Below are 14,758 nucleotides of genomic sequence, written 5' to 3'. Positions count from 1 at the left end.
TATTATATAAAAAAATTAGAAGATTAGAAACTAGAGAGTCGCAAAAGTGAGAAAAAAAGATGAAGCAAACGCTTGCATAAAAATGATAAAAAGTCTATGATGGAATAAAGTGAATATTAAAAGAGGTAAAAAGATGCAAGAAAAATGGTGGCATAACGCAGTCGTCTATCAAGTTTATCCAAAAAGTTTTAAGGATAGCAATGGAGATGGGATTGGTGATTTGCCTGGGATTACTAGTAAGCTTGACTATCTAGCTAAACTAGGGATTACAGCAATCTGGCTTTCTCCTGTTTATGACAGTCCTATGGACGATAATGGTTATGATATTGCCAATTATCAAGATATTGCGGCTATCTTTGGAACCATGGAAGATATGGATGAGCTGATTGCTGAGGCTAAAAAACGAGATATCCGAATCATTATGGATTTGGTGGTCAATCATACATCAGATGAGCACGCTTGGTTTATCGAAGCTTGTGAAAATCCTGATAGTCCTGAGCGAGACTACTATATCTGGCGGGATGAACCTAATGAATTGGAGTCTATTTTTAGTGGTTCTGCCTGGCAATATGACGAAAAGTCTGGTCAATACTATCTCCACTTTTTCAGTAAGAAGCAGCCAGACCTCAACTGGGAAAATGAAGAACTCCGACAAAAAATCTATGAGATGATGAACTTCTGGATTGATAGGGGAATCGGTGGTTTCCGTATGGACGTAATCGATATGATCGGAAAGATTCCGGATGAGAAAGTTGTAAATAATGGTCCCATGTTGCACCCTTATCTCAAGGAAATGAATCAAGCTACTTTCGGCGATAAAGAGCTCTTGACAGTAGGGGAAACTTGGGGAGCAACACCAGAGATCGCTAAACTCTATTCAGATCCTAAAGGACAAGAACTGTCTATGGTCTTCCAGTTTGAACATATCTGTCTTCAGTATCAGGAAGGGCAACCTAAGTGGCAGTACCAAAAAGAGCTAAATGTTGGGAAGTTAAAAGAGATTTTCAACAAATGGCAGACAGAGTTGGGAGTTGAAGATGGCTGGAATTCACTTTTCTGGAACAATCATGACCTCCCTCGTATTGTCTCTATCTGGGGAAATGACCAAGACTACCGTGAAAAATCTGCCAAAGCGTATGCAATCTTACTTCATCTCATGAGAGGGACGCCTTATATCTACCAAGGGGAAGAAATCGGGATGACCAATTTCCCGTTTGAAAGCTTGGATCAAGTAGAGGATATTGAATCCCTCAACTATGCGCGTGAAGCTCTTGAAAAAGGTGTTCCAATGGAAGCAATCATGGATAGCATTCGTGTGATTGGACGAGACAATGCCCGTACCCCAATGCAGTGGAATGGGACAAAAAATGCTGGTTTCTCAGATGGTCAACCTTGGCTTGCAGTCAATTCAAACTATGCGAAGATAAATGTAGAAGAAGCTTTAGCAAATCCAGAATCAATCTTTTACACTTATCAAAAACTGGTAGAAATTCGTAAGGAAAATAGCTGGTTGATTCGTGCTGACTTTGAACTTCTTGATACGGCTGAAAAAGTCTTTGCTTATATCCGTAGAGATGGAGACCGTCGTTTCCTAGTTGTGGCCAATTTATCCAACCAAAAGCAAGAGTTTGCAGTAGAAGAGTCAGTTAAGTCTAACTTGATTGAAAATACCTCAGTAGAAAAAGTTTTAGCTACACAGACCTTGGCTCCATGGGATGCCTTCTGTGTCGAACTAGCTGATTAAAACCAGAAACTCAAGTATCTAAGATGCTTGAGTTTTTTTCTAAAATAAGTGTAGAAATTTCTTTAAAAAATATTAGTTTGAATTTTCTAAAAAATTCCATGAAAACCCTTGCTTTTATATGAAAATAGGGTATAATGGTGAAAAATAGTATTTTAAAGGAGAATACCGATGAAATCGAAAAAGTGGCTTGCAATAGCAGGGATAACGATGAGCGCAGCTCTACTTTTAGCGGCTTGTAACAAGGCTGAGAAAAAAGCAGATGCTCCGACAACATTTTCATACGTATATGCCATCGATCCGACAACATTGGACTATAGCATTACTAGTAAAAGTTCAACATCAGACGTCATCGCCAACTTGGTCGACGGACTCTTGGAAAATGACAAATACGGGAACTTGATTCCGTCGCTTGCCGAAGATTGGTCAGTCTCACAAGACGGCTTGACTTATACTTACAAGCTACGTAAAGGTGTCAAATGGTATACTTCTGAAGGGGAAGAGTACGCTGAGGTCAAGGCTCAAGACTTTGTGACTGGTTTGAAGCATGCTGCTGATGGTAAGTCAGATGGTCTAACTCTTATCCAAGATTCTATCAAAGGTTTGGCAGAATACGTCAGTGGTGAAAGCAATGACTTCTCAACAGTTGGAGTTAAAGCAATTGACGACTACACTGTTCAATACACCTTAAACCAGCCAGAAAGCTTCTGGAATTCTAAGGTAACAACAGCGACTATGCTCCCAGTTAATGAAGAATTCCTAAATTCTCAAGGGAAAGATTATGGTGCAGCAACACCTTCAGGTATTCTCTACAATGGACCATATATTTTAAAGAACTTCACTTCAAAATCAGTGATCGAGTACGAAAAAAATCCAAATTATTGGGATAAAGACAATGTTAAGATTGACCACGTCAAACTTACTTTCTACGATGGATCTGACCAAGAATCATTGATTCGTAGTTTCTCATCAGGAGCCTACACAACAGCTCGTCTCTTCCCAACAAGTTCAAACTTTGACTCAACTAAGCAGGAATACGGGGATAAGATTGTTTATAGCCCGCAAGAAGCAACTAGCTATTACTTTACTTTCAACGTAAATCGTCAGTCTTACAATAAAACAGCTAAGACAGATGAAGCACAAAAGACTTCTACAAAAGAAGCACTTCTCAATAAAAACTTCCGCCAGGCAATCAACTTTGCTCTTGACCGTCATTCTTATTCTGCTCAGATGAATGGTGAAGAAGGAGCGGACAAGATTATCCGTACCAGTCTTGTACCTTATGACTATGTTCAGGTCGGTGAAAAGACCTTCGGTGAATTGGCTCAAGAACAATTGGTAACATACGGAGACCAGTGGAAAGATGTAGCTTTGACAGATGGTAAAGACACTCTTTACAATCCAACAAAAGCAAAAGCTGCTTTTGAAAAAGCCAAGTCAGAATTGCAAGCTAAGGGCGTAACCTTCCCAATCCATTTGGATATTCCAGTTGAACAAACAGATGTCATTGCTGTTCAACAAACCAACTCCCTCAAACAATCTGTCGAAGCAGCACTTGGAACTGAAAATGTTGTCATCGATGTCCTTCAAATGACAGATAATGAGAAAATGAGTATTACTTCTCAAGCTAAGGTTCCTTCACAGAAAGACTATGATTTGAATGGAACTGGTTGGGGACCAGACTATCAAGATCCAGCTACTTATCTTAATATCCTGGATGCTAAGAAGGGTTCTGCCCTTAAACACTTGGGTATCACAAAAGGTAAAGATACAGAAGTCATGGCTCAAGTTGGTCTTGATGAGTACAAGAAACTCTTGGATGATGCAGCATCAGAAACAACCGACCTTAACAAACGCTATGAAAAATATGCCAAAGCACAGGCTTGGGTATCTGATAGCTCACTCCTCATTCCTGTAGCGTCTTCAGGAGGTTCTCCTACAGTTAGTCGTACAGTACCATTCTCGAAAGCCTACTCTCAAGTTGGTATCAAGGGAGATCCGTTTGTATTTAAAGGTTTAGAGTTGCAAAATGATATTGTGACCACTAAAGAATACGAAGAAGCTCTCAAAAAATGGCAAAAAGAAAAACTTGAAACAAATGCTAAATACCAAAAAGAGTTAGCAAACCACGTTAAATAGCTTTTGCCAATGAGTAAAGAAATCCAGTTTTTAAGCTGGATTTCTTTTTTTGTTTTATTGCCGATGAGAGATCGATTAGTATATAACTTTACTTTTGGGGCAGAATTTGATAAAATGGTTATATGTCATAAAACCTAACATATAAGGAGAACATGAATCATGAAACTCAAAAAACGACTGATTGGAGCGGGGTTGACGCTTGCCGCGGCGGTCTTATTGACGGCATGTGGTAAAACAGCGACAGATGCTAAAACCTACTCGTCAACATTTGGTGCTGACCCAACAACCTTTAACTACCTGTTGGACTACTCTGGAGATAATACTGCTGTTGTAACCAACTTGGTGGATGGTTTGCTTGAAAATGACAATTATGGAAATCTTATTCCTGCTCTTGCAGAAGATTGGAGTGTTTCAAAGGATGGTTTGACTTATACCTACAAACTTCGCCAGGATGCTAAATGGTTCACGGCTGACGGGGAAGAATACGCCCCAATTAAAGCACAAGATTTCGTCACAGGTATCAAGTATGCAGCGGATAACAAGAGTCAAGCGCTTGATTTGATTCAGAACTCAATCAAGGGATTAGATGATTATGTGACAGGCGCAAATACTGACTTTTCAAATGTTGGTGTGAAAGCTGTAGATGATTACACTGTCCAATATACTTTGACACGTCCAGAACCATTCTGGAACTCTAAAACAACCAATAGTATCCTCTTTCCAGTCAATGAAGAATTCTTGACTTCTAAAGGTAAAGAATTTGGGGAATTAAAACCAGATAGCATTCTCTACAGTGGTCCTTATTTGTTAAAAGAATTCACATCAAAATCATCACTCGAGTACATGAAGAACCCTCATTACTATGACCAAGAAAAAGTGACGATTGAAAGAGTTAAGTTGGCTTATGTTGATGGTTCTGATCAAGATATGACGATTCGTAACTTTGAAAGTGGTGCTTACTCATCTGCAGGAGTCTATCCAAACAGTTCAAACTTTGCTAAGACAAAGGAAAAATACAAGGACAATATCGTCTATAGCTTACAGGATGCGACTTCTTGGTACTATAATTTTAACGTTAATCGCCAAACATACAATCATACAGCTAAGACTAGCGATGAGCAAAAACAAGCTACCCAAGCTGCGATTTTAAATAAAAATTTCCGTCAAGCAATCAACTTTGCCATTGACCGTACAGCTTATTCGGCTCAGTCTAATGGAGAAGAAGCAGCTAAAAACACTCTTCGTAACACACTTGTGCCACCAACTTTCGTGCAAGTAGGTGACAAGACTTTTGGTGAAACAGTCGCATCTAAGTTGGTAAACTACGGTACGCAGTGGTCAAATATGAATCTTGATGACGCTCAAGACGGCTACTTCAATAAAGAAAAAGCACAAGCTCAGTTTGCAGAGGCTAAGAAAGAATTAGAAGCACAAGGTGTGACCTTCCCAATTCATTTGGACTTGCCTGTAGACCAAGTTAACAAAACCTTGCTTCCAAAGATTCATTCGCTTAAACAATCTGTCGAATCAACTCTTGGGGCGGAAAATGTAGTGATTGATGTCGTTCAAATTTCAACAGAAGACTATGCTAATGCGACATTCCAAGCGCCAACCACAGCTGATCATGACTATGACTTGAACTTGGATGGTTGGTCTGCAGACTACCAAGATCCATCGACTTATCTCAATCCTTTCAATGCTGAGGATGGATTCTATCTCAAGATTTTAGGACTTGATCCAAGCAAGGATACTGATAAGATTACAAGTGTCGGATTGGACCAATATACTCAAAAATTGAAAGTGGCAGATGCAGAAAATACAGACGTAGCCAAACGTTATGAAAATTATGCAGATGCACAAGCTTGGCTGATTGATAGTTCGCTATTGCTCCCTGTAAATTCAAACGGTGGTGGAGCTTCAGTAACACGTGTGACACCATTTACACGAGCTTACTCACTTGTCGGAATCAAAGGTACTGGAAGTAACTATAAGTACATGAAATTGCAAACCGAAGTGGTAACAACTGCTCAATTTGACGAAGCTAAAGCCAAATGGGAACAAGAACGTAAAAACTCAGTCGAAAAGAGTCAAAAAGAATTCGAAAGTCACGTTAAATAATAAAAAATAGAGCTTTTTAAGAGCTCTATTTTTTATTATAGTTGTATTTTGGGAGCACAAAAGGTATCAAAAGCAATAATAAATATAAACAACGAAAATACTTTCTGGAAAGTAAACGTTTCCTTGACTGGTATGGATAGCCTTGAGAGACAATTTATGATATAATTAACTTAAAATGTTTTGTAGAGGTGTTTCATGAAAAGTAGACGCATTAAAAAAGGTAAATCTAGTAAGTTTCAGCAGAGTTTAAATGTAGGTTTGTTGTTAATCTATGCTGCTCTAGCTTCTTTTTTATTGTTTTTGATTTTTAGATATCAGATTTTAGCGGTCAGTTATTTTAATGTTATCTTGGCAGTAGTCTTAGTGCTCGTAGCTTTGTTATCCCTGTTGTTGATAGTTAAGCGCAAAGCCAAGATTTTCACTTTGATAGTGCTATTGCTCTCTGTCTTATTCAGCTCTGTAGCTTTGGTAGCTGTAAATCGATTTGTAGGACTTGCCAATCAATTCAATGCAACGTCAAATTATTCAAGCTACTCTATGAGTGTGGCGGTACTAGCTGACAGTGAAATCAATAATGTTTCTCAATTATCCAGTGTAACTGCTCCAACAGGAACAGATGGTGAGAATATTCAAAAATTGATAGATGACATTAAAGCAACTCAAAGTAAGGAATTGACAGTTGAGGAAGCTTCTTCTTACCTAGCATCCTATAAGAGTTTGATAAATGGAGAAACCAAAGCGATTGTCTTGAATGGCGTTTTTGAAAATCTAATTGAACAGGAATATCCTGACCATGCTAAAAAAATTAAGAAAATCTATACTAAGGATTTGACAAAGAAAGTGGAAGCGCCTAAGGTTGCTACAGGAAATTCCTTCAATGTTTATGTCAGCGGGATTGATACCTATGGTCCGATCAGTTCTGTTTCGCGCTCAGATGTCAATATCATCATGACAGTTAATCAGGATACCAAGAAGATTCTTTTGACGACAACTCCTCGAGACGCCTACGTTCCTATCGCAGATGGCGGGAATAACCAAAACGATAAGTTGACGCATGCGGGTATCTATGGTGTAGATGCTTCTATCCATACCTTAGAAAATCTTTATGGTATCGACTTGAACTACTATGCTCGTCTAAATTTCACCTCTTTCTTGAAGTTGATTGATCTTCTCGGTGGCGTTGATGTCTATAATGACCAAGAGTTTACTGCACATACAAATGGCAAACACTACCCGGTTGGAAATATCCATCTTGATTCAGAACTGGCTTTAGGTTTTGTTCGTGAACGCTACTCCTTGACGAACGGTGATGGGGATCGCGGTCGTAACCAACAAAAAGTCATTGCGGCGATTATTCAGAAATTAACCTCGGCGGAAGCTCTGAAAAATTACGACAGCATCATTCAAAGTTTGCAGGATTCTATCCAGACCAATATGCCACCAGAAACAATGGTTAGTCTTGTAAATACTCAATTAGCAAGCGGTGGGAAATATACCGTTACCAATCAAGATTTGAAAGGGACTGGACGTATGGGTCTTCCGTCTTACGCCATGCCAGATAGCAATCTTTACATGTTAGAAATTGATCCAACGAGCTTGGAGACTGTTAAGGCGGCCATTAAAGATACCATGGAAGGAAAATAAGATGATTGACATTCATTCGCATATTGTTTTCGATGTTGACGATGGGCCTAAAAATCGAGCTGATAGCAAGGCTCTTCTTGAGGAAGCCTATGCACAAGGTGTTCGAACCATTGTTTCGACCTCTCATCGTCGAAAAGGGATGTTTGAAACACCAGAAGATAAAATTGCAGCTAATTTTAGCGAAGTCAAACAGTTGGCTCGAGAAGTTGCTCCAGACTTGAATGTAGTATACGGAGCTGAGATTTATTTTTCAAGTGATGTTATAGAAAAACTTGAGCAAAACATCATCCCAAAACTCAATGGTACTCGTTATGCCTTGATCGAGTTTAGCATGAATACACCCTACAGAGATATTCATAGCGCCTTGACAAAAGTTCTAATGTCGGGGATTACACCTGTGGTTGCTCATATTGAGCGTTATCACACCTTGGAAAATGATGAGAAAAAAGTTAGAGAGCTCATCAATATGGGCTGCTATATGCAGATTAATAGCTCGAGTGTATTAAAACCGCGACTATTTGGTGACACCTACAAGTTTATGAAAAAACGTGCTAGGTATTTCTTGGACAAGGACTTAGTACATGTAGTGGCTAGCGATATGCACAATTTGGATAATCGTCCACCTTATATGAGAGAAGCTTATGAACTTATTGCTAAAAAATATGGACCAGGAAAAGCTCGTGAGCTTTTTATAACAAATCCATCAAAAATTATAAATGATCAACTTATTTAGGAGAAATGATGAAAGAACAAGAAAAATTTGAAATTGATGTATTTCAATTAGTAAAAGTGCTTTGGAAACGAAAATTCCTCATCGCCTTAGTTGCGCTAGTAGCAGGCGTAACAGCGTTTGCTTATAGCTCGTTTGTGATTAAGCCGCAGTACGCTAGTACCACACGCATCTATGTTGTCAATCGTAACCAAGCAGATAAACCAGGTTTGACTAACCAAGATTTGCAGGCAGGTTCATACTTGGTAAAAGACTACCGTGAAATCATCCTCTCACAGGATGTACTTGAAAAAGTGGTGGCTGATCAAAATTTAACCATTGATGCCAAAACTCTTGGGAAAAAAGTTTCAGTAACAGTTCCTGCAGATACTCGTATCGTATCCATTTCAGTTCGAGATGGCAATCCTGAAGAAGCAAGTCGTATCGCCAACGCTCTACGAGAAGTAGCGGCTCAGAAGATTATTTCAGTAACACGAGTGTCAGATGTGACAACACTTGAGGAAGCAAGACCTGCAACATCTCCATCTTCACCAAATATTCGTCGAAACACAATGATGGCCACTATAGCAGGTGTAGGAATTGTTATAGTTGTTGTGCTTTTAGTCGAATTATTGGATGATCGAGTGAAGCGTCCAGAAGACATCGAAGAAGTTATGCACCTCTCACTTTTGGGTGTTATTCCAAATCTTGAGAAATTAAAGTAAAGAGGGAAATATGGCAAAGTTAGAATTATCACAACAACGATTAAACTCTGTAAAAAAAGCTGAAGAGTATTATAATGCTCTACGTACCAATATCCAGTTGAGTGGGGATGGTCTCAAAGTGATTGCACTTTCTTCGGTTCGACCTGGAGAAGGGAAGTCTACAACTTCCACCAATATTGCTTGGGCTTTCGCACGTGCAGGTTATAAGACACTCCTTATCGATGCCGATATTCGTAATTCAGTCATGTCAGGTGTCTTCAAGTCTCGAGAAAAGATTACAGGTTTAACAGACTACTTATCAGGGACCAAAGATTTGTCGCACGGTTTGTGCGAAACAAATGTGGAAAACTTGTTTGTCATTCAATCTGGTGCTGTTTCACCAAATCCAACTGCCCTTCTTCAAAGTGACAAATTTGAAGCAATGATTGAGACTTTACGCAAATACTTTGACTATATCATTGTGGATACAGCCCCTATCGGTGTTGTCATTGATGCGGCTATTATCGTACAAAAATGTGATGCCTCTATCCTGGTAACTGAAGCCTCTGCAACAAAACGGAGAGAAGTTCAAAAAGCTAAAGACCAGTTAGAGCAAACAGGAACACCATTCTTAGGAGTTATTCTGAATAAATTTAATATCCAGCTTGAAAAATATGGTTCTTACGGATCATACGGGAACTACGGTTCCTATGGGAAAAAATAAGAAAAAGTAGATTTTGAAAAGAAGATTATATGAAAAGTAGGTGAAGTTTAAGTGGAGATTAGTGAAGTCTTATACAAAAGTTTTAAGCAACTTGCAGACTTTTTGATTGGATTGGTTGGAACTATTGTATTAGCCTTTCCAGCTTCCGTGATTATTTTCATCATATATAAAGCAAAAGGATATAAGGGTAGCATTTTCTTTACTCAATACCGAGTAGGCTTGAATGGAAAAAAATTCAAAATCATTAAGTTTCGTTCAATGGTTGAGAATGCTGAAGAAATTCTCTTGGCCAATAGAGAGCTGCATCAGAAATATATTGATAACAGCTACAAGTTGCCTCCTAACGAAGATCCGCGCTTAACGATTATTGGGAATTTTATTAGAAAAACGAGTATTGATGAATTTCCTCAGTTTATAAATGTTTTGCGAGGTGAAATGAGCTTTATAGGACCTAGACCAATCCTTGATAAGGAATTAGAAGAATATTCCCAAGAGGAACAGGAGCTTCTGCTTTCAGTCAAACCAGGGATAACAGGCATGTGGCAAGTTTCTGGGAGAAGTGAAGTCTATTATCCTGAGCGTTGCGAGATGGAGTTGTACTATCCTAGAAATCAATCTTTTAAATTGGATGTAAAGATATTTTTACTAACCATTAAGCAAGTTTTGTCAGGAAAAGGGGCTCATTAAATAACAGATATGTTTTGTTAGGATTTTATGATCTGTTGATGAATTTAAAATGGAATTGATACGAAATCAAATACTGGTAGTCATGTTTTAGAATATTCTTCCGAAGTTATATAATCAGAGTAGTCTATTAGAAACATGGCAAAAGAGTCAACTAGTTTCTTAGGTGAACTCTATGAAACTAGGGTGCGAGTGTTTGATTTCTTTTTTAGAGCAAACAGTTCAATCTAAATGAAGGGGGTTAAAATGACAAAGAATTATAAAATTATCGTAGCAACACACAAACAATTTACTATGCCTGCTGATACTGATCTTTACCTACCCATCCATGTCGGTAGTGAAGGAAAAGAAAAGTTAGGATACCAATGTGATAATGAAGGAGATAATATTTCAAGTTTGAATCCCTATTATTGCGAATTGACTGGACTTTATTGGGCGTGGAAAAATTTAGAATGTGACTATCTCGGCTTGGTGCACTATCGTCGCTATTTCACCGCAAAACGTCATTCTTATAGTGAAACGATTGATATGAATGATATTATCCTGTCCAAGGCAGAATTGCAAGATTTGTTAGCAGAAAATGATGTGATTGTTCCTAAAAAACGGAAATATTACATTGAAACACTATACTCACACTACGCACATACACATGATGCCATTCATTTAGATGTGACCCGCCAGATTGTTAGCGAGTTGAGACCGGATTATATCGAGGTCTTTGATCGGGTCATGAAACAGCGCAGTGGTTATATGTTCAATATGTTTATCATGTCCAAAGAAAATGTAGTAGCCTATTGTGAATGGTTGTTCCCGATTATCGATACTCTCTATAGAAGATTAGATATTAGAGATTATTCTGCATTTGATGCTAGATTATTTGGTCGTGTCAGCGAACGCTTGTTCAATGTTTGGTTGGCAAAGCAAGATTTGCGGGTAAAAGAGATTCCGTTTATCTATATGGAGAAAATTGACTTGATTCAAAAAGGGAAATCCTTCCTACAAGCAAAATTCTTCGGTAAAAAATATGGACAGAGTTTTTAGATAGGGATAAAAGAAAAAGGATGAAATTAGTAGTAAAAATAAAATCTTTGCCAGAGCTCTTGGCTCTTGTTGCTTTAGGAATATTTTTAACGGTTTCGATATTAAATGTAACTTTTTATGCTCGATATATGCCTGGAACAGTTTATAAATTAGCGATAGCTTTCTCGATTTTTCTTTTGTTCGTTAAAGAGATGTTTAAAAGAAAGTACGATTATAGAGCGCTCATTGGATTGTTTGCAACAATTTTAATTTATTTTATCGTGGGGAAAATGACAGCTCTCAGTTCAGAGCTTTCTGTAAGTATATTATTTATTTACGCTTTACGAGATGTCCCCTTCAAGAAGGTAGCACAAACTTCTTTAGTCGTTAGTATGTGTTTGTTGTTGTTTGTTATCATCAGCGCAAAATTAGGAATAATAACGAATTATATAGAAGTTTCTGGGTCTCGAGTACGAAGTTATCTAGGATTTCGTTACGCCTTATTCCCATCAATGTTACTGATGGACATAGTCGCTATTGTGTTTTATTTAAAGCAAAACAAAATCCAATATTGGAAATGGCTACTGTTATCCCTTTCTGTGTATTGGGTATATGATCAAACGGACTCTCGTTTAACATTTTTCAGTTCCTGTATATTGTTGGCATGCAGTTTGCTAATAAAATGGTTCCCTGAGCTATTATCTAAACTAGGATATGTTTTTAAAGCTTTTAAATTGACTTTTATTGTAAATGCAATCATTAGTTTTTGGGTCTCATTTACCTATCTCAATTCAGGTTATTCTTTTATTAATGACCTTCTTTTTAAAGTGAATCATATGTTAGGCGGCCGTCTATACTTAGCAAATAAATCTTTAAATCTGTATGGTTTTGGATTGCTAGGACGACCGGTTGAATGGTACGGTAACGGTCTGACTGTTGAGGGAATTAGAAACTATCAGACCTATTATCTGTATGTAGACAATTTGTATGTCCAAGTTTTACAAAGATTTGGCTTACTCATCCTGGGATTGATGCTCTCAGTCCTAACTTTGACTTTGTCTAAAGTAATTAAGAAACGCCAATGGGTTCTTGCTTTTATTTTGATAATGATGAGTTTTCATTCCATGATTGATGATTTGAATTTCTATCTTCATTACAATATTTTTTGGGTATTGGTAGGTACTTTAATCTACCCGGATTATCAGTTTTCTGATGAAAGCGATGAAGAGCTAGGGGAACATTCGTTTGAAAAAATCGTATGATGAAATGGTAATAAGTATTTAATGAGAACTTAAATGAGCATAGACTGGGAAGATGGTTTAATTTCGATTTATAAAAGGAGAAAAGTATGTCAGATATCAAAATCATTCAAGATAAGATTTTATCTATCTTGAAGGAGTTCATTAGTATTTGCGAAGAAAATAATTTGACCTACTATGCTCTAGGTGGGACCTTGCTAGGAGCGGTACGTCATAATGGTTTCATACCTTGGGATGATGACATTGATATCGGTATGCCGAGAGAGGATTACGAAAAGTTTAAAAAAATAGCTTCAAATGTCTTGCCAGAAAACTACAAGTTTTTAAGCGAAGATACATTAAACTATAAAAAAGCTTTCTCTGTGATTCGAGATGATTCTACAAAAATCATCATGAATTATAGTAAAGAAGAATTGGTAGAAAGTTTGTGGATAGACATTTTTCCGCTAGATGGTATGCCATCTAATGCTTTAAAGAAAAAAATTCATTCTTTGAGATACTTGTACGCAAGGATGATGGTTCAACTCTCACAATTCAATAGTTTGGTGAATCAGAAAAAAGAAAATCGACCATTCATTGAAAAGATAATTATTGCTTTTGCGAATGCTGTTAATATTGAGAAGATTATTTCCTTTACCTGGGCGCAGAAAAAATATTTACAAACGATAAAAAAATATTCGTTTGATGAAGCTTACGCAGGAAATTTTGCGGGAGCTTACAAATTAAGAGAGATAGTACCGAGTGATTACTTTGGAGAACCGGTCCTATTACAGTTTGAAGATCTTAAACTTTGTTGTCCTTGCAAATACAAAGAATATCTAACAGCCATTTACGGAGTGGATTATATGCAATTGCCACCAGAAGATAAAAGGGCTCTTCACCACTACGAGATTATATCACTTGGGGAAAATGAAGGGGAAGTGTAGTTTAAAGATGAAAAAAATCGCTTTAGTGAAATGGAGTATCGATAGAACAGATGGAGGACTGAAAGTAGCAACCAGCCTTGCAAATGAATTATCAACTATGTATGAAGTTTATCTTCTCTCGATGATTTCTACAGAAAACAATTTCTTCTCGCTGAAACAATCGGTTCGATATCAAAACTTATCATCAAAGAAAATATCAATGAGTAAAAATTTTCTCGAAGCGGTCAAGTTATTGAGAAACTATCTGAAAGAAGAGAACATTGATATTGTTTTTGGAATCGGAATGAGTATGAATACAGTTGGTGTAGCAAGCACAATTGGTTTGAGAACAAAATTTGTTTCCTGCGACCATACAAATTCTATAGTAGATATTGATACTAAAGTTAAGAAGATACAAAGGTATATTGGAGCGAAATTTGCTGATAAACTCGTGACCCTTACTCAAGAGGACCGTGAAAATTATATAAAAAAATACGGTGTTTCTGATGAAAGAATTTGCTACATCTATAATTGGAAAGAGGATGCTCTTTCAGATGTATCCTATAATAAAAAATCAACTAAAATTGTGACAGTTGGTCGCTTTGATTCCCAAAAAGGATATGATTACCTTGTTCAAGTTGCCAAAAAGGTTTTGTCTGAGAAGTCTGACTGGACCTGGGAAATTTACGGTTCCGGCAATCAAGATGAAGTAGACAAAATCAAGGAACTAATCAAGGAAAATAATTTACAGGATAAGTTATTGATTAAAGGGCTTGAAAAAAATCAAGATCTAATATATGGGGATAAAGGGATTTACGTCATGACTTCTCGTTACGAAGGCTTGCCCTTGGTATTGTTAGAAGCTCAGCAATACAATCTTCCTATCGTTAGTTTCTGTTGTCCGACGGGACCTAGTGAGATTGTTGAAGATGGTGTTAATGGATTTTTGGTAGATTGTTATGATACTGATAAGATGAGTGAAAAGCTTCTCAAATTAATGGAAAATGAAAGCTTGCGACATTCTTTTTCAGCACATGCTAAAGACAATATGGATAAATTTGATAAAAATAGAATACTTAATCAGTGGATTGAATTGATTGAAACGATTTAG

Annotated in this window: 12 protein-coding genes; all 12 read left to right on the top strand. The window is 37.4% G+C overall.

Translation table 11 applies throughout. The annotated features are described in order from the left end of the window. Positions 1 to 133 precede the first annotated feature (133 nt). The 12 genes from QM810_RS04440 (at position 134) to QM810_RS04385 (ending at position 14,758) form a co-directional block, all read left to right on the top strand. A complete protein-coding gene (locus tag QM810_RS04440; RefSeq protein ID WP_414254002.1) occupies positions 134 to 1,744 on the top strand; it encodes a glycoside hydrolase family 13 protein in 1,611 nt (536 codons plus the stop codon). A 168-nt stretch (positions 1,745 to 1,912) separates the two neighbouring features. Then, positions 1,913 to 3,880: a peptide ABC transporter substrate-binding protein gene (locus tag QM810_RS04435; protein ID WP_414254001.1), complete on the top strand. Its 1,968-nt coding sequence runs from the start codon at positions 1,913 to 1,915 to the stop codon at positions 3,878 to 3,880. Between the two features lie 159 nt (positions 3,881 to 4,039). Continuing rightward, positions 4,040 to 5,998, top strand: a complete 1,959-nt coding sequence (locus QM810_RS04430; RefSeq protein ID WP_414254000.1) for a peptide ABC transporter substrate-binding protein — start codon at positions 4,040 to 4,042, stop codon at positions 5,996 to 5,998. A gap of 195 nt (positions 5,999 to 6,193) precedes the next feature. Beyond that, positions 6,194 to 7,642 (top strand): LCP family protein, encoded by a 1,449-nt coding sequence (locus tag QM810_RS04425; RefSeq protein ID WP_414253999.1) that lies wholly within the window; start codon positions 6,194 to 6,196, stop codon positions 7,640 to 7,642. Between the two features lies 1 nt (position 7,643). Further along, positions 7,644 to 8,375: a capsular polysaccharide biosynthesis protein Cps4B gene (gene cps4B / locus QM810_RS04420; RefSeq protein ID WP_414253998.1), complete on the top strand. Its 732-nt coding sequence runs from the start codon at positions 7,644 to 7,646 to the stop codon at positions 8,373 to 8,375. An 8-nt stretch (positions 8,376 to 8,383) separates the two neighbouring features. Continuing rightward, positions 8,384 to 9,076 (top strand): CspC family polysaccharide chain length determinant protein, encoded by a 693-nt coding sequence (locus tag QM810_RS04415; RefSeq protein ID WP_414253997.1) that lies wholly within the window; start codon positions 8,384 to 8,386, stop codon positions 9,074 to 9,076. 10 nt (positions 9,077 to 9,086) lie between these two features. Further along, positions 9,087 to 9,779, top strand: coding sequence for a tyrosine-protein kinase (locus tag QM810_RS04410; protein WP_414253996.1), 693 nt, complete (start codon positions 9,087 to 9,089; stop codon positions 9,777 to 9,779). Between the two features lie 51 nt (positions 9,780 to 9,830). Continuing rightward, positions 9,831 to 10,466, top strand: coding sequence for a sugar transferase (locus QM810_RS04405; protein ID WP_414253995.1), 636 nt, complete (start codon positions 9,831 to 9,833; stop codon positions 10,464 to 10,466). 243 nt (positions 10,467 to 10,709) lie between these two features. Beyond that, positions 10,710 to 11,504, top strand: coding sequence for a DUF4422 domain-containing protein (locus QM810_RS04400; protein WP_414253994.1), 795 nt, complete (start codon positions 10,710 to 10,712; stop codon positions 11,502 to 11,504). Positions 11,505 to 11,524: 20 nt separating this feature from the next. Next, entirely contained in the window at positions 11,525 to 12,745 is a 1,221-nt protein-coding gene (locus QM810_RS04395; RefSeq protein WP_414253993.1) for a polymerase, read from the top strand. Between the two features lie 86 nt (positions 12,746 to 12,831). After that, on the top strand, positions 12,832 to 13,668 hold the full coding sequence (locus QM810_RS04390; RefSeq protein WP_414253992.1) for a LicD family protein: 837 nt from the start codon (positions 12,832 to 12,834) through the stop codon (positions 13,666 to 13,668). Positions 13,669 to 13,675: 7 nt separating this feature from the next. Beyond that, positions 13,676 to 14,758 (top strand): glycosyltransferase family 4 protein, encoded by a 1,083-nt coding sequence (locus QM810_RS04385; RefSeq protein ID WP_414253991.1) that lies wholly within the window; start codon positions 13,676 to 13,678, stop codon positions 14,756 to 14,758.

Origin of the sequence: Streptococcus infantis, from assembly GCF_047464155.1 — a bacterium.
GTDB lineage: Bacteria > Bacillota > Bacilli > Lactobacillales > Streptococcaceae > Streptococcus > Streptococcus infantis_U.
This window is presented reverse-complemented; position numbering and strand designations above follow the sequence as displayed.